The organism is Kribbella sp. NBC_01245, assembly GCF_036226525.1.
In the GTDB taxonomy this organism is placed as follows: Bacteria; Actinomycetota; Actinomycetes; order Propionibacteriales; family Kribbellaceae; genus Kribbella.
The window spans coordinates 4,291,166-4,309,053 of the sequence record NZ_CP108487.1 but is presented as its reverse complement, the minus strand read 5'-3'; the positions used below and the strand labels follow the sequence as shown (position 1 = coordinate 4,309,053).

The window sequence follows — 17,888 nt, the reverse complement described above, 5'->3', positions numbered from 1 at the left end:
CAGGACGAGGAGGACATCATGACGAACGACTTCGATATCAAGCAGGCCTTCGACCGTGAACTCGACGGGCTGGAGCCGATGCCCGACGCCGTACCCGGGACCGTCATCGCCGGCCGCCGCAGTGTCCGGCGCCGCCGGGGGGTGGCGGCGCTGGGTGGTCTGATGGTCAGTGCCGGCTTGGCCGTGGCGGCGGTTGCCGTGTTGCAGCCGGGACCGGAGACGCAGGTCGCAGGACCGGGGATCGGGCCGCCGCCGCAGGCCGTGCCCAGCACCCCGTCGACGCCCGGCGCGGGACAGTCGGCCAAGCCGGGGAAGTACACCGGGCCGCCGGACGCGTTCCGCAAGCAGATCGCGACGGAGTTGTCGACCGTACTGCCGGATCGGTTCGGGCCGGTGACCGCCGTGATCCCGCAAACCGCGACCTCCAACGGCTACCGGGTGACCGCTGGTGGCAAGACCTTCGCGATCACCTTCAACCTGGTCAAACCGATGCCCGGTCAGCCTTCGACAACCTGCGGGCCGCAGGGACCGGGCAGTCCGGTCGCCAGCTGCGCCACCCGCCTCCTGCCAGATGGGGGAAGGGCGATGTCGGATCATCAGCCGGACAGCCGCACCAAGAAGTCCACCGTCACCCTGACCGCCTTGATCCGCGGCCGGTCGGTCAGCCTGTACTTCTTCGCCGACAAGTCGGCGGAACCGCCGCTCAGCGATCAGGAGATGCTCGACGTGGCCGCGGAACCGCGCTTCTCCGCGCTGATCCAGAGCTGGGCATCGCACCCGGAGTGGGTGCCCGACGAGTCCAACCCCGACCCCCGGTCGATCCTGACGCACCTGCCCACAGCAGGGAACTGACGATCGCCTCCTGAAATAGGTTCATCGGTCCGAATACGCCTTGTATACACGCTGTGCGCAGGCCGTATTCGGACCGATGAACGGAGAGGTTGGGTCAGACGGAGGTCAGTTCCTTTTCCGACGGCGTGGCGGGCGCCGGGCGGAGGGTTTCGCCTTCGATATCGACCTTGGGGGTGATCCGGTCAAGCCAGCGGGGGAAGGACCAGGCGCGGTCGCCGATCAGGCTGAGTACGGCGGGCACGAGCGTCATCCGGACCACGAAGGCGTCGATCAGTACGCCGATGGTGAGGCCGAAACCGATGGTCTTGATGACCGGGTCCTCCACGAAGATGAAGCCGGCGAACACCGCCGCCATGATCAGCGCGGCCGCCGTCACCACTCGGGCGCCGTGACCGACACCCGCGATGGTCGCCTCGCGGGCATGCAACCCGTGCACGAACTCCTCCCGCACCCGGGACACGATGAAGACCTCGTAGTCCATCGCCAGGCCGAACAGGATGCCCATCATGATGATCGGCAGGAAGCTGACCATCGGCCCGGGGTTGTCGACACCGAGCAGCTCCGCGCCCCAGCCGTTCTGGAAGACCGCGACCGTTAGCCCGAAGGTCGCGCCGATGGTGAGCAGGAAGCCCAGCGTGGCCTTGAGCGGCACCAGCAGCGAGCGGAAAGCCAGCATCAGCAGCAGGAACGACAGCCCGATGACCACCAGCAGGTACTTCGGCAGGGCAGCGCTCAGCTTGGCCGACACGTCCACCCCGACCGCGGTCTGACCCGTCACGGCGACAGAACCGGTTGCACCCGGCTGTACGGCGTCGCGGATGTTCCGGACGAGGTCTGCCGTCGCTTCGGTCGTCGGGCCGCTTGCCGGGATTACCGTCACCAGTTGCGTCGTACCGGCTTGGCTGGCCGGGCCGGGGGTGACGGCGACTACGTCCGGCAGACCCTGCACTGTCTTCGTCACCTGGCCAGTGAGAGCCGCAGTGGCTGCAGGCGTTGTGTCCTTCACTATGACGACCAGCGGGCCGTTGGAACCTGGGCCGAACGCTGCCGCCGACAAGTCGTACGCCGTGCGCTGGTTCGTACCGGCGGCTGCCGTCGAGCCGTCGGGCAGTGCGAGCCGCAAGTCCTGCGTAGGGAGCGCCAGCACGCCTAGACCGACAACGGCCGCGATGACCACCGGTACGCGGAAGCGCGTCACCAGGCGAGCCCAGCGGAAGCCGAAGCCCTCCTTGGGCGTCTCATGCACAGCAGCTTTGGCCTTGCGGGAAAGGATGCGGGTGCCGATGAACCCGAGCATGGCGGGCAGCAGCGTGATCGCGACCAGTACGGCGGTCAAAACGGTCGCTGCCGCGGCAAGGCCCATCGCAGTCAGGAACGGCACTCCCACAAGGCTCAGACCGGCGAGAGCGATCACAACCGTCGCGCCCGCGAACAGTACGGCGGAACCGGCTGTAGCGGTTGCGCGAGCCACAGACTCTTCTAGCTCCATACCGTCCGCTAGTTGGCTGCGATGGCGTGAGCTGATGAAAAGGGCGTAGTCGATCCCAACGGCCAAGCCCAGCATCAGCGCCAGGATCGGAGCGGTCGAGGAAACGTCCACGAAAGCGGTAAGCAGGAACAGCCCAGCCATACCGGCGATGACTCCGGCGAGTGCGGTCAGCAACGTCATCCCGGCCGCGACGAGCGAGCCGAACGTGATCACCAGCACGATCGCCGCGATCGCCACGCCGACGGCCTCCGTGGCGCCGATCTCCGGCACAGTGCCGACGATGCCGCCACCGGGTGCGACCTCCAGCCCGGCGGCACGACCCGCGGCACCGACCTCGTCGTACGCCTCAGTTGTTGCCTTAGGCAACTCTTCGGCCGCCTTGGTGAACTGGACCGTGATCAGTCCGGTCGTCCCGTCGGCGCTGATCGCCCTGGTGGTGTAGGGATCCACGGCGGCGACCACGTCGGGCACCTTGGCCACCTCGGCGACCGTCGCCATCACGGCGGCCTTCAGCGCGGGCGACTGCAGTGTCTGCCCGGCGGGCGCCTTGACGACCACCGAGCCGTTCGCACCGCTCGCCGCGGGCAGAGCCGTCTTCAGATCGTCGAGCGCGCGCTGCGACTCCGTGCCGGGAATGGAGAAGGCGTTCGCGGTCTGGCCGCCGAGCGTGAGTGCGGCGATGCCGAGCGCGGCCAGCAGCAGCGCCCAGACCGACGCGACCAGCCGGCGGTGCAGGTAGGAGTACCGGCCGAGCCGGTAGAGCAGGTTCGCCATGGGATTCCGTTCACAGATCGGGCGGCGGGCAGAAGCAGAACAGTCAGGAGACGGCGGGCAGCAACCGCTGCATCGCCGTACGGCAGATCAGGCGCAACTCGTCGTCGGGCCGCTGGGCGGGATCGCGGCACTCGGCCAGCAGGCCGTTGACCGCATAGCGCGCCATCGCCAGCTCGAGCTCGTCATCGGTCCCGGCGAGCAGGCGAATCATCTGCTCACCGGCGGCGAGCAGTCCGGAGAACTCGGGCATCTCACCGAGGATCGGAACGATGTCGTTCAGCACGCTGATCAGCCCGCGGGCCTCGACGGCCAGCTCGATGAACGAGGTCATGGTCTGCTGCTGCGCCTCGGCCGCCGGCAGCGCGGCCGCCTCGGTCACCAGGGCGGACAGGCGGTTGGCGGACGGCTCGAGCACTGACACGAGCACGCCGGCCTTGTCGTTGAAGTGGTAGAGCACGGTCGCCTTCGAGCAGCCGACCGCCGAGGCGATGTCCTGCAGCGACGTCGCCACGTAGCCCTTGGTCCCGAACAGGCGGATCGCCTCTTGCTCGATCTCGCGGCGAGTGCGTTCACGGACGGGGATGGCTGCCATGTCACCTAGCTTGCCTGACCATGCGGCCAGTTTTCAACCACGCGGTCAGTGAGCTGGCCCACAGGCCGTGGCGAGCCCCAGCGCCGGTGATGGCAGACTTCACCCTTGTGACGGCACAGATTCTGGACGGCAAGGCCACCGCGGCGGCGATCAAGGCGGAATTGACCCAGCGGGTCAGCAAACTCGCCGAGGCGGGCATCGTGCCGGGGCTCGGCACCATCCTGGTCGGCGACGACCCGGGCAGCCATGCCTATGTCGCGGGCAAGCACCGCGACTGCGCGGCCGTCGGCATCGCCTCGATCCAGGTCGAGCTGCCTGCCACCGTCAGCCAGGCCGAGCTCGAGACCAAGGTGCGCGAGCTCAACGAGGACCCGGCCTGCACCGGTTTCATCGTCCAGCTGCCGCTGCCGAAGCACATCGACACCAACGCGATCCTCGGCCTGATCGACCCGGACAAGGACGCGGACGGCCTGCACCCGGTCAGCCTGGGCAAGCTCGTGCTCGGCCAGGACGGCCCCCTGCCCTGTACGCCGAAGGGCTGCGTCGAGCTGCTCCGCCGGTACGACGTACCGATCGCGGGCGCGCACGTCGTCGTCATCGGCCGGGGTGTCACCGCCGGAAGGCCGATGGGTCTGCTCTTCACCCGGCGCAGCGAGAACGCGACCGTGACCCAGTGCCACACCGGTACGAAGGACCTCGCGTCGGTCGTCCGCACGGCCGACATCGTGATCGCGGCAGCCGGTTTCGCCGGGCTGGTCACGGCCGACATGGTCAAGCCGGGCGCCGTACTGATGGACGTCGGCACCAGCCGCGGCCCCGACGGCAAGATCGTCGGCGATATCGACATCGCCGCCCGCGAGGTGGCGAGCTGGATCGCGCCGATGCCCGGTGGTGTCGGCCCGATGACCCGGGCGATGCTGCTCAGCAACGTGGTCGAGGCCGCCGAAGCGGCTCGCGGCTGATGCCTCCCGCTCAGACGTCGCTGCGGCAGGAATGGCCGCTGGCGCTGGCCGGGCTGGTCGCGGTGGCCGGCCTGTTCATTCTCACCTTCGACGGCTGGCGCCGGGGTGCCGCGCTGATCGCGGCCGGGGTGCTGCTGGCCGGTTTCCTCCGGCTGGTGCTGAGCGATGATCGCGCGGGCCTGCTCCGGGTGCGCGGCCGCACCTTCGACATCTTCTTCCTCGGCGGCGTCGGCGCCGTCATCTTCCTGCTCGCCGTCATCATCCCCAACTGACCCGCGCCCGCAGCGGCGTCGGGGCGTCGGGGCGACCCAACGTTTCCGGGTTCTCACCAGTCTCCGCAGATGAGCGATTGCTCTGATGCCGAGCGTGAGGACACGACGTGAGTTCGACAGCGAGACGATGGACAGTGGGGGTGATCGCCCTGGCCCTGGCGACCACCGGGGGCGGACCAAGCCAGGCGGCCCCAGCCCAGCCGGCCGCGGGCCAACTGAGAGTCGAGCCCGATCCGACGGTGACACTGATCACCGGGGACAAGGTGCGCCTGCACGGCGGCGACCCGGCCAGGATCTCGATCACGGCAGGCCCGGGCCGGAAGGGCATGCGGTTCGGCACCTACCGGGCCAATGGTGAGTTGAGCGTCATCCCCGCCGACCTCGCGACCGAGGTGGCGAAGGGCCGGGTGGACCGGCGATTGTTCGGCATCACCGGCCTGATCAAAGCCGGGTACGACGACGCGCACAGCCGGGACACCGCGCTGCTGCTCACGTACCGGCATCGGGGACCGCGGCCGAAGTTGCCGGGGGCAACCGTGCTGCGCTCGCTGCCGGCTGTCAACGGCGCCGCGGTCCGGCTGCCGAAGGCGCGGCCCTGGACCGGATTGGCCGAGGGGATCGACCGGATCTGGCTGGACGGCAAACGCCGCCCGCTGCTCGACCGGTCGGTCCGGCAGATCGGTGCGCCGGCAGCCTGGCAGGCGGGCCACACCGGCAAGGGTGTGACGGTGGCGGTGATCGACACGGGGATCGACGCCGCTCACCCCGATCTGGCGGGTCAGGTCGTGGCTGCGCGCAACTTCATCGACGACCAGCCGGGCGACAATGGCGGCCATGGCACGCACGTGGCCTCGACCGTGGCCGGCCGGGGAGACCCCTATCGAGGTGTCGCGCCCGATGCGAAGCTGCTCGACGCGAAGGTCTGCGACGTGTTCGGCCAGTGCCCGGACTCGGCCATCATCGCCGCGATGGAATGGGCCGCGGTGGAGAAGTCCGCCCGGGTGATCAACGTGAGCCTGGGTGAGGAGGACACCGCCGGGGTCGATCCCGTCGAGGCCGCCATCAACCGGCTCAGCGCTCAGACCGGTGCGTTGTTCGTAGTTGCCGGGGGCAACGATGGGCCGGGCCGGGGCACGATGGGTTCGCCCGCGACCGCCGAGGCCGCGCTGGCGGTGGGAGCGGTCGACGGTCAGGACGGACTGGCGTGGTTCTCCAGCCGCGGGCCGCGGCTGGGCGATGGCGGGATCAAGCCGGACGTCACCGCGCCCGGGGTGGGCATCGTGGCGGCCCGGGCCGCGGACACGGAGCTCGGCGAACCGGTCGGCGAAGGCCATACCCGCCTGTCCGGTACGTCGATGGCCTCGCCGCACGTGGCCGGGGCCGCCGCCCTGCTCGCCGGGCAGCACCCGGACTGGCGCGGCGATGACCTCAAGGGCGCGCTGATGGCCGCGGCGAAACCCATCGCCGGGCAGACCGTCTTCGAACAGGGCTCGGGCCGGGTGGATCTCGGCCGGGCGATCGGCCAGTCGGTCGTATCGGTGCCGGGAAGTATCTCGTTCGGCGTCGTCCAGTGGCCGCACACCGATGACGCGCCGGTCGCTCGCGAGCTGACCTATCGCAATCTCGGCCCGACGGAGGTCGGGTTGTCGGTGACCGCGACCATCAGCTCGCCGGACGGAAGTCCCGCACCGGCCGGTGCGCTGGGCCTCGACCAGGACCGGGTCACCATCCCGGCCGGCGGTACGGCGACCGTCCGGCTCACCTCCGACACTCGGCACAACGGACCCGACGGCGCCTACACCGGCCGGGTTGTCGCGACCGGCGGCGGCAGCTCCGTGGTGACCCCGATCGCCGTAGTGAAGGAGGTCGAGAGCTACGACGTGACGGTCAACCACACCGGCCCCGACGGTCGACCCACCGAAGCGGTCACCGCGCTCTTCGGTCTCGACGGGCAGAGCGAGATTCAGTGGCTCAGCGCCGCCACGACCCACCTGCGTCTGCCGAAGGGCGAGTACATCGTCGACGGGCGGCTCGACACCGGCGACGCGTCGTACCACGTTGTCCGCCCGAAACTCCTGGTGGACAAGGCGTTATCGGTGACGACCGACTTCCGTCGCACCCGACCGGTGAGCATTACCGTGCCGCGGCCCGAGGTCAAGCTCGTGCAATACGAGCTCGGCTATTCCCGGAAGGGCAGCGTCGGTGGCCTCGACGCTGGCGTCAGCGGCGACACATTATCCGGGCTGTACGTCGGCTCTGCGGGGGATCCGGCCCCGGCGGACCACCTGAAGGCGTACAACGCGACGAGCTGGGCGGTGCCGTCGGGCGAGGACAAGTTCCACAACTCGCCGTACGTGTACCGGCTGTTCAGCACCCGAACCGGCAGCTACTTCGACGGCGATCACCGGGTCGTCCGGGACGCGGAGCTGGCGAAGGTCACCACCACGCACCACGCCGACGAACCGGGTGGACGATCCATCGAGTTCCTGTTCGGCGCCGTTCCCGGGGCAAGTGCGCATTGGTCCACGGGGCTGACCTTCGATCGGCCGTTCAAGGTGGTCAACTTCCTGGAGGCCGGCGAGGTCAGCTGGGGCGGGCATCACGAGGTGGAAGAAGGTCCTGATTGGACGCTGACCGGCCGGCTAAGGCTGAGCCCCCGCAACTATCCAGTAGCCGGGTCCTACCTGGACTCCAGATGGGCGGCCGTGTCCGGACCGCTCGCAGTGGCGGGAAGTGCCGTCAGGGCAGGTAACGAGCTCACCTTCAACGTGTGGCCGTATGCAGACGCGGCCGGTAACGCGGGCGCGACCATCACGGATTCGGCCGTCACCAAGCTCTATCGGGACGGTCTGCTCGTTGCCGAGGCCGGTGGCGTCAAGGTGGCGGCGGCAGACCTGCCGGCGGGCGAAGGCGAGTTCCGCGCGGAACAGTCCGTGACGCGGTCGCTCTCGCCGTTGTCCACCCGCACCGACTCGGTCTGGACGTTCCGATCGGGCCAGGCGGGCGCGGAAGGTCTGCGGCTGCCCATTCGCACGATCCGGTTCCAGCCGGACGTGGATTCGCGCAATACCGCTCGCCGTACGAAGGCGACGGCACTGCCGTTCCGGCTCGACGTCCAGTCCGGTGCGGTGATGCCGACGGCGTCCGCGGTCGACGTACAGACCTCGGGTGATGACGGCACGACGTGGACCAGGGCCGTCGTACGACGCACCGGGCCCACGTCGTACGTCGCCCTCTTCGCCACCCCGCGCGGGGCGTTCGTTTCCCTCAAGGCGAGCGCCGTCGACTCCGCGGGCAACACGACCAAGCAAACCATCACCCGGGCGTACCGCCTCGGCTGAAACAGCGACGTCCGGAGCACCCTTACTCGCGGGTGCTCCGGACGTCTTGGTACTAGGTCAGCCGAGCAGGCCGAGGGCCTGGACGGCGTCGCGCTCTTCGCCGAGCTCGGCGGCGCTGGCGTCGATGCGGCCGCGGGAGAACTCGTTGATCTCGAGCCCCTGGACGATCTCGTAGTTCCCGTTCGAGCTGGTGACCGGGAAGGACGAGATGAGCCCCTGCGGTACGCCGTACGAGCCGTCGGACACGACCGCCATCGAGGTCCAGTTGCCCTCGGCGGTGCCCTTCAGCCAGTCGCGCGCGTGGTCGATGGTGGCCGCGGCGGCGGAGGCGGCGCTGGAGGAGCCACGGGCCTCGATGATCGCCGCGCCACGCTTCTGCACGGTCGGGATGAAGTCGTTCTCCAGCCACGCCTGGTCGTTGACGACCTCGGCCGCGTTCTTGCCGCCGACCTCGGCGTGGAAGATGTCCGGGTACTGGGTGGCCGAGTGGTTGCCCCAGATCGTCATCTTCTTCAGGTCGTTGACCGAGGTGCCGGTCTTGGCCGCGAGCTGGGCCAGCGCGCGGTTGTGGTCCAGCCGGGTCAGCGCGGAGAAACGCTCGGCCGGGATGTCCGGCGCGTTGCTCTTCGCGATCAGCGCGTTGGTGTTGGCCGGGTTACCGGTCACGGTGACGCGGATGTCGTCGGCGGCGTGCTCGTTCAGCGCCTTGCCCTGCACGGTGAAGATCGCGCCGTTGGCCTCGAGCAGGTCACCGCGCTCCATCCCCTTGGTGCGGGGGCGGGCGCCGACCAGCAGCGCGACGTTCGCGCCGTTGAAGATGGTGTTGGCGTCGTCGCCGATCTCCACCCCGGCCAGGGTCGGGAAGGCGCAGTCGTCCAGCTCCATCACGACACCCTCGAGCGCCTTCAGGGCGGGGGTGATCTCGAGCAGCCGGAGCTCGACGGGCGTGTCCGGCCCGAGCAGCGCACCACTGGCGATCCGGAACAGCAAGCTGTAGCCGATCTGGCCGGCGGCGCCGGTGACGGCGACCTTCACGGGTGTATTACTCACGACACGCTCCAAACGACAGACTCGAAATGGCGGAGTGGACTCCGTCCGGACGTTAGCAATCCGGACGGAGGGACACGAGTCTGGGTACCTGTTAGCTCTGTTACGGCCGCTCCACGCCGAGCACTTTCTGGGGCGCGATGCTGACGCGGTAAGCAGCATGGCCGGGGCCGCTCCCGGCGTTGAAGTCCACTCGCCACCCGCCGAAGAAGGCCTCGTGGTCGACACCGTCCATGTTGGCGAGCACCCAGTCGGCGATCGGCTGGAGGGACGGATCGATCGCGGGCAGCCTCGGGGCGAGCTTGCGAATGGCGTTCTTGACCGACACCTCGTCACCGTTCTCGCCGGCGAAGTAGATCGCGTTGATCCCGGCGGGGCCGTCGATCACGCTGAGGGTGGCCCTGGCATCAACGGGCGGCTTGGCCGAGATCCCGTCGAAGGTGGTGTCGTAGCAGTCCAGGTGATCCGGCTCGGTGTTGATCCCGTCGACGAAGCTGCACTTCAGCTTGGTCGCCTTGAGCTTCGGCAACGCCTGCTCCTTGGTGACCGGCATCGACTCGAAGTGCGGCAGATAACCGCCGGGAATCTGGTCGAATCCGGTCTTGATCAGGTCCTTGTCGCCAGGCTCCGTGTTCGGCTGCATCGGCTGGTATTTGCCCCAGGTGAGCTCCTTGCCATCCGCAAGCAGGACCTCGACGTCAGCCGCCGGCACGATCTTGTCGACCATGGCGCGCTTCAGCGATTCCGTGGTCTCCTCGTTATGACCGGTCGCGTTGAAGTCGGCGAGCACGACCGTGCCCTTCTGGTCGGCCAGGAACGTGATGTCGGCACTGTCGTAGCTGTCGAACCCTTCCTTCTTCGGGTACGCCTTCGCCAGCGAGCACATCCGCAGGTCGGCGCCCGGATCGCTATGACGGGTGCACGTGAACCCCTTCGCGACCAGGGCCTGTTGCACCCGCTCGGACTGGCCCGCGTCTTCCGCCCAGCTGCCGCTCAACACGCCCGGGGTGGGTGACGGTGTCCCCGACGGCGTCGTACTCACGTTGTCGGTCGGGGTGGTGTTGCTGGCGCTGGGGCTGCTTGCCGGGTCTTCCGATCCGCATGCCACCAACGTCAACGCCAGTACTGCGGCAGCCCCCGCCGCCGCTGTCCTGCGTCCGTAACCCATCGTTATTCCTCCTGCTTTTGGCCGCTTTGCTCAGGACCCTAGCGGGAGTCAAGCGGCCGTTGAGCAGAACGGGCCGAGGTTGCACGAACCTGCAACGGTCACAATGGGTGGCGTGGAACGACAGGTGGCCAGCGGACTGGCCGAGATCGAGGCGGCTCCGGACGGCACCTTCGTGCTGCGGGTCGACGGCTCGCTGCAGTCCCAGGTCGATCTGGCCGATCCCGCCAACCTCAGCTTCGAGTACATGCGCCGCATCGGCGACCTCCTCGACGCCGTCGCGGGCCGCCGTCAGCCGATCTCGGTGCTGCACATCGGCGGCGCCGGGCTCACCCTGCCGAGGTACGTCGCCACCACCCGGCCGCGGTCCCGGCAGATCGTGCTCGAGCCCGACGAGGACCTGACCGAATTCGTCCGCGAAGCCCTGCCGGTGCCGAAGCGTGCGGGGATCAAGGTCCGCGGTGCGACGGGCCGTGCCGGGATCGCCGACGTGTACGACGACTCGGTCGACGTACTGATCGTCGACGCCTTCGTCCGCGAAGCAGTCCCGGCAAACCTGGTCACGACCGAATTCGCTTTGGAAGCCCTTCGCGTGCTGCGCCCCGGGGGAGTCGCCGTCTACAACCTCATCGACGGTACGGCCGGCCTGCCGTTCCTCCGCCGGGTAGCCGCCACCATGCTCGCGTCCTTCGGCCAAGGCGTCGCACTGGCCGAACGCAAGGTCTTCCGCGGCAAGTCCTTCGGCAACGTAATCCTCGCCACCTCCCGCCAGCCGTTGCCCGACGTCACACCCGCTGTCCGAAAAGCCCAGCCGCCGTACGACGTCCTGCCGTTGGCCGAGGTCGCCGGCAAGGCCCAACCCCTCGTCGACGCGGACGCGTTCACCACCCCCGCAGCCCCCGCCGGCACCTTCCGCTGACCCCCTCGCGGGAGGGTTATTCACAAGTCCGCCCGCGGGCTTGGGAATGGGGGATGGCGCGAGTACGGCGTACGGGCCTTTGGGGGTTGGTGGGGAGGTGGGCAGTAGGTTTGGGGGGTGGCGAGGATTGCGGAGTTGTGGTTTTACCCGGTTAAGGGGCTGGCGGGGATCTCGGTGGAGGCGGCTGAGGTCGGGGTTGCCGGGGTGCGGTTCGACCGGGAGTTGATGTTGGTGGATCCGCGGGATGGGGTCTTCCACAGTCAGCGCACGCTGCCCGCGATGGCGGCGGTTCGGACGGCGGTCTCCGATGACGGCGCGGTGTTGCGGTTCAGCGTGGACGGGGCGGCTGACCTGGTGGTCGAGGTGGCGGCGGAGGGACCGCGGCGCGACGTGAGCCTGTTCGGGAAGTGGTTCGGGCAGGGCGTGGACCAGGATCCGCTCGCCGGGAAGTGGTTCACCGAGGTGCTCGATCGGCCCGCGACGCTGGTGCGGGTCACGCCGGAGCACCATCGGCCGGGTTGGGGTGTGCATCCGGGCCAGAGCGGTTTCGGTGACGCGCACGCCTTGCTGATCACCTCGCCGGCGTCGCTCGACGAGCTGAACTCGCGCATCCTCGAAACCGGCGGCGAGGCACTGCCGATGAACCGGTTCCGGCCGAATCTGGTGGTATCCGGCTGGCCCGAGCCGCATACCGAGGACAAGGTGCTCAAGGCAACGATCGGCGCGGCCGAGATCGGCTACTCGTCCCGGTCGATCCGGTGTGCGGTGCCGACGATCGACCAGACCACCGGTGTCCGGAGCGGGCCTGAGCCGACGCGCACGCTGGCGACGTACCGGCGCGAACCGACGTACGGCGGTGGGGTCAGTTTCGGGATGAAGGCGGCGGTGCTCACGCCTGGGGTGGTGTCGGTTGGCGACGAGTTCGTGGTGACCGACTGGCTGCCTGAAGGCCCGGATCCGGCTCCAGCCACTCGTGAGCCCAAGGCCGGCCAGAAGACTCGTGAGCCGACGGCTGGCCCTAAGAGTCGCTAGCTTCAAAGGGTGCGACGACTGATCTGTGCCACCCTGACGCTTTGTCTCGGCTCTAGCCTGCTCACCCCGGCTCTAGCGACTCCTACGTTGGCAGCCGCTACGCCGTCCAAGGCGGTGTACGACGTCGCAATGCGGTCTAACGCGACGGGGACGCAGTGGAGAGGCCGTCAGAAGGTCTACTTCACCAACACCTCGGCCAAGCCGCTCAAGGAGATCTACCTCCGCTTGTGGGGCAACGGCCTCGACGGCTGCGGTACGACGAGTAGGCCGTCTCCTGTGCGCGTCAGCCGTCTCACGGGCGGCAAGCCGGCACCGCTGACCGTACGTTGCAGCGCGCTGCGGATCGACCTGCCAAAGCCCTTGCAGCGTGGGGCTCGTGGGCACGTCGCGTTCGACCTGAGCATCGACGTACCGACCAGGCTGAACAGGTTCGGCCGACTCGGCCAGCACAACTTCCTGGGCAATGCCCTGCCTGTGTTGGCTGTACGCGACGCCGGCGGCTGGCGGCTCGACCCGGACGTCGGGATCGGCGAGAGCTTCTACACACTCACCTCGGACTTCCTGGTCCGGCTGAACCACCCGAAGGCTCTAGCGGTCCCCGCGACGGGTCTATCGTCCAAACAACCTGCACCGGGTGGTCGCGTCACCACCGTCGCCCTCGCCCGGAAGGTGCGGGACTTCGCATGGGCGGCAGGGCCGTTCAAATCGGCCAGTGCCACCTCACCCGGTGGTATCCGGGTCAACCTGCACTGGACCGCCGGAACCGCTCCGGCCAGCATCAACGCCGTACGGCGTGAGGCCCTTGCAGTGATGGACGATCTCGGCCGTAGGTTCGGGAAGTACCCGTACGGCGAGGTGGACCTCGTACTCAGTCCTGGCTTCCAGCCGATCGGGAGTATGGAGTACCCGGGGTTCGTGCTCGTCGCCGTCGACGGGGTCGAGAGCGCGACCGTGCACGAGCTGGCGCACCAGTGGTGGTACGGGATCATCGGCAACGACGAGTACGCCGATCCGTGGTTGGACGAGGCCTTTGCGGTGTATTCGCAGGACCTGTTCTACGGCGAAAAGGCCGTCGGGTGCTGGAACGAGGTCTACTGGGACAACAACGAACAGGCCATCAGTAATTCGATGGGCTACTGGGCGAGACACGGCAGGGGCTGGAGCTTCTTCGTGTACTTCGCCGGGTCCTGCGTGCTGCACGAGCTGGAACGCACGATCGGCGAGACCGCGATGGCCCGCCTGATGAAGTCGTACGCCCGGGCGCATTGGCATGGCGTCTCGACGAATGCCGATTTCAAGGCCGCCGCCGCGAAGGTTTCCGGTAAGGACCTCACCCAGTTCTGGCACGAGCACCGGATTCGCTGACGTACGGTCCGGAGTCGGCTGCGCAGGGTGAACGATCCCTATCCGTTCACGCCGTTGACGCCGTATGGTCGCACGGTGGTCGCGCGATGCTGGTCCACCCGGCTGAAGGTGACCCGGCAGACCCCTGACCTGTAAGGAGAATCCGGTGCCCACCGCCCTGACCCGGAAGATCGTCGCCGCCGCGGCGACCACCGCGACCCTCGGAGGCCTCGCCTTGGCCCCGACGCTCGCGCCCGCAAAACCCGTCACCACGCCCAGCGTCACCACGCCCAGCGTTGCGACCACCAGCCACGACCCGAAGTTCGTGGTGGTCGGCCATCGCGGCGCGTCCGGCTACCGGCCCGAGCACACGCTCGCGTCGTACGAGCTGGCCGCGCGGATGGGCGCCGACTACATCGAGCCCGACCTGGTGGTGACCAAGGACAAGGTGCTCGTCGCCCGGCACGAGCCGGAGATCGGCGGCACCACCGACGTCGCCGCCCACCCCGAGTTCGCCGCCCGCAAGAAGACCAAGAAGCTCGACGGGGTGGCCTTGACCGGCTGGTTCACCGAGGACTTCACCCTGGCCGAGCTGCGCACGCTGCGGGCCAAGGAGCGCATCCCGGCGATTCGCCAGCACAACACGTTGTACGACGGCCGCTACCAGGTTCCGACCTTCCAGGAGGTCATCGACCTGTCCAAGCGGCTGTCCCGGGAGCTCGGCCGTACGGTCGGCATCTACCCCGAGACCAAGCACCCGACGTACTTCCAGCAGCAGGGTCTCGCGCTCGAGCCGCTGCTGGTGAAGGCCCTCACCAAGAACGGCCTGAACCACCGAGGCGCCAAGGTCTTCGTCCAGTCCTTCGAGGTGTCGAACCTGCGCGCGCTGAAGCGGGACCTGCGCGTGCCGCTGGTGCAACTGCTCGACGCGCTCGACGCCGCACCGTACGACTTCGTGGTCAAGGGCGACCCGCGGAAGTACGGCGACCTGGTCACTCCGGCCGGCCTGCGCGAGATCTCGACGTACGCCGCCGGTATCGGCCCGTGGAAGGACACGGTCATCCCGCGGGATGCGGCCGGCCGTCTGACCAAGCCGACGACGCTCGTCCACGACGCGCACCGGAGCGGCTTGAAGGTCCACCCGTACACCTTCCGCGCGGAGAACAACTTCGTGCCGCTGGAGTACCGCACCAGCACCAACCCGGCCGACTTCGGCAACCTGCTGGCCGAGCTCGCCGTGTTCCGTAAGGCCGGTGTGGATGGCGTTTTCACCGACCACCCGGACGTAGCCGTTGCCTTCCGCAACGACCTGGTACCCACTCGCTGACGAACTTGTCTTGACGTCAAGATATCTCGTGATATCTTGACGTCAAGACAAATCGGATGAGGGGAAGCCGTTCTGCCATGGCCAAGATCAAGGTGAAGAACCCGGTCGTCGAGCTCGACGGCGACGAGATGACGCGGATCATCTGGCAGTTCATCAAGGACCGCCTGATCCACCCCTATCTCGACATCGACCTCAAGTACTACGACCTGGGCATCGAGAACCGGGACGCGACCGACGACCAGGTCACCGTCGACGCGGCCGAGGCCATCAAGCAGTACGGCGTGGGCGTCAAGTGCGCCACCATCACCCCCGACGAGGCCCGGGTCGAGGAGTTCGGCCTGAAGCAGATGTGGCGCTCCCCGAACGGGACGATCCGCAACATCCTCGGCGGCGTGATCTTCCGTGAGCCGATCGTCATCTCCAACATCCCGCGGCTGGTGCCGGGCTGGACCAAGCCGATCATCATCGGCCGTCACGCGCACGGCGACCAGTACAAGGCGGCGAACTTCAAGGTTCCCGGGGCCGGTCAGCTGACGATCAAGTTCCAGCCGGCCGACGGCTCCGAGCCGATCGAGCAGGTGGTCGCGGACTACGGCGACGACGGCGGTGTGGCGATGGGCATGTTCAACACCAACAAGTCCATCGAGGCCTTCGCCCGCGCCTCACTGTCGTACGGCCTGCAGCGCAACCTGCCGGTGTACATGTCGACGAAGAACACCGTTCTCAAGTCGTACGACGGCGCCTTCAAGGACATCTTCCAGAAGATCTTCGACGAGGAATTCAAGGAGGAGTTCGAGAAGAACGGCCTCACCTACGAGCACCGCCTGATCGACGACATGGTCGCCTCGGCGCTGAAATGGGAGGGCGGGTACGTCTGGGCGTGCAAGAACTATGACGGTGACGTGCAGTCCGACACCGTCGCGCAGGGGTTCGGCTCGCTCGGCCTGATGACCTCGGTGCTGATGGCGCCGGATGGCAAGACCGTCGAGGCCGAGGCCGCGCACGGCACGGTCACCCGGCACTACCGCCAGCACCAGGCGGGCAAGCCGACCTCGACCAACCCGATCGCGTCGATCTTCGCGTGGACCGGCGGTCTCAAGCACCGCGGCAAGCTGGACAACACACCTGAGGTCATCGCGTTCGCGGAGGCGCTCGAGGCGGTCTGCGTCGAGACCGTCGAACAAGGCCTGATGACCAAGGACCTGGCCGTGCTCGTCGGCCCGGACCAGGCCTGGCTCACCACCGAGGAGTTCCTCGCGGCCCTCGACGAGAACCTGCAGAAGAAGGTCGCCGGCCTCTGAATCCAAAAGCCCCGCGCGCCCGACTGGGGGTGCGGGGCTTCTGGGTCGCAGGGGTCAGAGGATCAGGACGATCGTGTAGAGGGCTGGGGCCGCGAAGGCGATCAGCATCAGGAAGGCGATGAAGCGGTGAGTGGGTTTCGTCGCGCTGAGTTGTGAGGCGAACTCGATGAGTGCGCCTTCCTGGGTGTGCCGGCTGAGCCCCATCTGCCGGGCCTCGACCGGCCGGCGGTCGTCGTGCGCGCCAGGCGGAATGCCCTGATGCGCGGGCCCAACGGGGGCGTCGTCGTACGGGTCGTCGTTGTACATCCGACCTCCCACGGGAAGCGTGTGGAGCACAAGCTAACCCCGCGGATCGCCGCTACTCAAGCGACCCGCGGTTCCGTCTCGATTCCGTAAGCTCGGCGCTCAGGTGAAATCCACGACCCACGCGAAGCGGGTGGCATCGGGGCAGGTGTTGAAAATACTGCAGACGAGGCCGCTCTCCGTGTAGGTGTGATCGCCCCGCCCGACCCCGAGGGTGGTGAGGTCGCAATTGAGTACGGTCGACCGGTGGTCCTGCAGGAGCCGATCCGCTGCGCCCTTGGCGGTCATGCCCTTGCCGCCAACGGCCGCGTAGGACGCACCTCTTCCGTCGACCTCGCCACTCTTCGCACGGCCAGCGGCATCGGCACGCGCGCCCTTGGTGAGGGAGGTGTTGCGCTTGAGGGGAGCGCAGCCCTCTGACTCGCGCGCACCGTTGAGCGTGCTGAACAGCTCGAACTCGAAGTTCTCCATGCCGCCGTTGTCGGTCGGCGTACGCGTCGTCTCAGTCGCCGTCGGCGTTGGGGAACTCGTCGTCGAGGTCTCGGTCGGCGTCGGCGTCGGCCGGCCTGAGGTGGTCGGCCGGCTCGTCGGCGGGACCGTGTCGGTGGACGTCGGACGTTCCGTCGGCGCCGTCGTCGGAACCGGCGTTTCGCTGTTGAGATGGCCCGGAGTCGTGGTCTCACCTGGCGTCGGAGTAGGCGTCACGCCAGGAGTCGACGGCTTGGTCGTCGGCGTCGGGGCCTTGGACGGTACGTCGCCCGGGGTGGAGTCGACGATCGGGATCTCGTGATCCGGGGTGTTGTAACTGTCGTCGTCGCGGTTGACGTACGGGATCGCCCCGTCGGCGCTACCGCCGCCGGTCTCCTGGCCGAGGATCCACGCGATGGGCGCGACCACAGCCAGGATGGCCCCGAGAATGACGAAGGGCTTCAGGCCTTTGGACTGGTTCTTCCGCCTACTGTGCGGCCGCCGGTTGGCGCCGTGCTCTGACATGCTTGCGTAAATCCCTTCACGGTCGCCCCCAAGACGTACCTCACCTCGTCCGGCCGTTCCCTGAAGCAAAGCGGAACGGTGGACCTTGACCCGCGGGGCCTACCCAGCCGGGTCTTTTCGATACACGATCGATCGTTGTGTCTGAATGCCGGAATGGCAGTTGCACGGACGGGGA

15 protein-coding genes are annotated in these 17,888 nt (G+C 68.1%); 9 read left to right on the top strand and 6 right to left on the bottom strand.

Annotated elements, in window-relative coordinates; translation table 11 throughout:
- Nucleotides 1-18 precede the first annotated feature (18 nt).
- The gene (locus tag OG394_RS19110) at nt 19-852 is read left to right on the top strand and encodes a hypothetical protein (protein WP_328996758.1); all 834 of its coding nucleotides are present in this window, start codon (nt 19-21) and stop codon (nt 850-852) included.
- 94 nt (nt 853-946) lie between these two features.
- On the opposite strand, the gene OG394_RS19105 is transcribed toward OG394_RS19110, so the two are convergent.
- Both OG394_RS19105 and OG394_RS19100 read right to left on the bottom strand, forming a co-directional pair.
- The gene (locus OG394_RS19105; protein WP_328996757.1) at nt 947-3,115 is read right to left on the bottom strand and encodes an MMPL family transporter; all 2,169 of its coding nucleotides are present in this window, start codon (nt 3,113-3,115) and stop codon (nt 947-949) included.
- 43 nt (nt 3,116-3,158) lie between these two features.
- Nucleotides 3,159-3,707, bottom strand: a complete 549-nt coding sequence (locus OG394_RS19100; protein WP_328996756.1) for a TetR/AcrR family transcriptional regulator — start codon at nt 3,705-3,707, stop codon at nt 3,159-3,161.
- 107 nt (nt 3,708-3,814) lie between these two features.
- Here OG394_RS19100 and OG394_RS19095 point away from each other — a divergent pair, with 107 nt between their 5' ends.
- The 3 genes from OG394_RS19095 to OG394_RS19085 all read left to right on the top strand — a co-directional run bounded on the left by OG394_RS19095 (nt 3,815) and on the right by OG394_RS19085 (nt 8,282).
- Complete coding sequence (locus tag OG394_RS19095; protein ID WP_328996755.1) at nt 3,815-4,669, top strand: bifunctional methylenetetrahydrofolate dehydrogenase/methenyltetrahydrofolate cyclohydrolase; 855 nt, start codon at nt 3,815-3,817, stop codon at nt 4,667-4,669.
- Nucleotides 4,669-4,941: a DUF3017 domain-containing protein gene (locus tag OG394_RS19090; protein ID WP_328996754.1), complete on the top strand. Its 273-nt coding sequence runs from the start codon at nt 4,669-4,671 to the stop codon at nt 4,939-4,941. Before OG394_RS19095 ends, OG394_RS19090 begins: the two co-directional genes overlap by 1 nt.
- A gap of 107 nt (nt 4,942-5,048) precedes the next feature.
- Nucleotides 5,049-8,282, top strand: a complete 3,234-nt coding sequence (locus OG394_RS19085; protein ID WP_328996753.1) for a S8 family peptidase — start codon at nt 5,049-5,051, stop codon at nt 8,280-8,282.
- A gap of 57 nt (nt 8,283-8,339) precedes the next feature.
- Here the strand turns inward: OG394_RS19085 and OG394_RS19080 are convergent, their stop codons facing one another.
- Nucleotides 8,340-9,332: a malate dehydrogenase gene (locus OG394_RS19080; protein WP_328996752.1), complete on the bottom strand. Its 993-nt coding sequence runs from the start codon at nt 9,330-9,332 to the stop codon at nt 8,340-8,342.
- Nucleotides 9,333-9,432: 100 nt separating this feature from the next.
- Nucleotides 9,433-10,497, bottom strand: coding sequence for a hypothetical protein (locus OG394_RS19075; RefSeq protein WP_328996751.1), 1,065 nt, complete (start codon nt 10,495-10,497; stop codon nt 9,433-9,435).
- 112 nt (nt 10,498-10,609) lie between these two features.
- On the opposite strand from OG394_RS19075, the gene OG394_RS19070 reads away from it, so the two are divergent.
- The 5 genes from OG394_RS19070 (at nt 10,610) to OG394_RS19050 (ending at nt 16,417) form a co-directional block, all read left to right on the top strand.
- Nucleotides 10,610-11,413, top strand: coding sequence for a spermidine synthase (locus OG394_RS19070; protein ID WP_328996750.1), 804 nt, complete (start codon nt 10,610-10,612; stop codon nt 11,411-11,413).
- Between the two features lie 117 nt (nt 11,414-11,530).
- Nucleotides 11,531-12,445: an MOSC domain-containing protein gene (locus OG394_RS19065; RefSeq protein WP_328996749.1), complete on the top strand. Its 915-nt coding sequence runs from the start codon at nt 11,531-11,533 to the stop codon at nt 12,443-12,445.
- 9 nt (nt 12,446-12,454) lie between these two features.
- Nucleotides 12,455-13,810: a M1 family metallopeptidase gene (locus tag OG394_RS19060; protein ID WP_328996748.1), complete on the top strand. Its 1,356-nt coding sequence runs from the start codon at nt 12,455-12,457 to the stop codon at nt 13,808-13,810.
- A gap of 145 nt (nt 13,811-13,955) precedes the next feature.
- Entirely contained in the window at nt 13,956-15,116 is a 1,161-nt protein-coding gene (locus OG394_RS19055; protein ID WP_328996747.1) for a glycerophosphodiester phosphodiesterase, read from the top strand.
- A gap of 77 nt (nt 15,117-15,193) precedes the next feature.
- Entirely contained in the window at nt 15,194-16,417 is a 1,224-nt protein-coding gene (locus OG394_RS19050; RefSeq protein WP_328996746.1) for an NADP-dependent isocitrate dehydrogenase, read from the top strand.
- 54 nt (nt 16,418-16,471) lie between these two features.
- On the opposite strand, the gene OG394_RS19045 is transcribed toward OG394_RS19050, so the two are convergent.
- Nucleotides 16,472-16,723 (bottom strand): hypothetical protein, encoded by a 252-nt coding sequence (locus OG394_RS19045; RefSeq protein ID WP_328996745.1) that lies wholly within the window; start codon nt 16,721-16,723, stop codon nt 16,472-16,474.
- 99 nt (nt 16,724-16,822) lie between these two features.
- On the bottom strand, nt 16,823-17,713 hold the full coding sequence (locus OG394_RS19040) for a hypothetical protein (protein ID WP_328996744.1): 891 nt from the start codon (nt 17,711-17,713) through the stop codon (nt 16,823-16,825).
- Between the last annotated feature and the right edge of the window lie 175 nt (nt 17,714-17,888).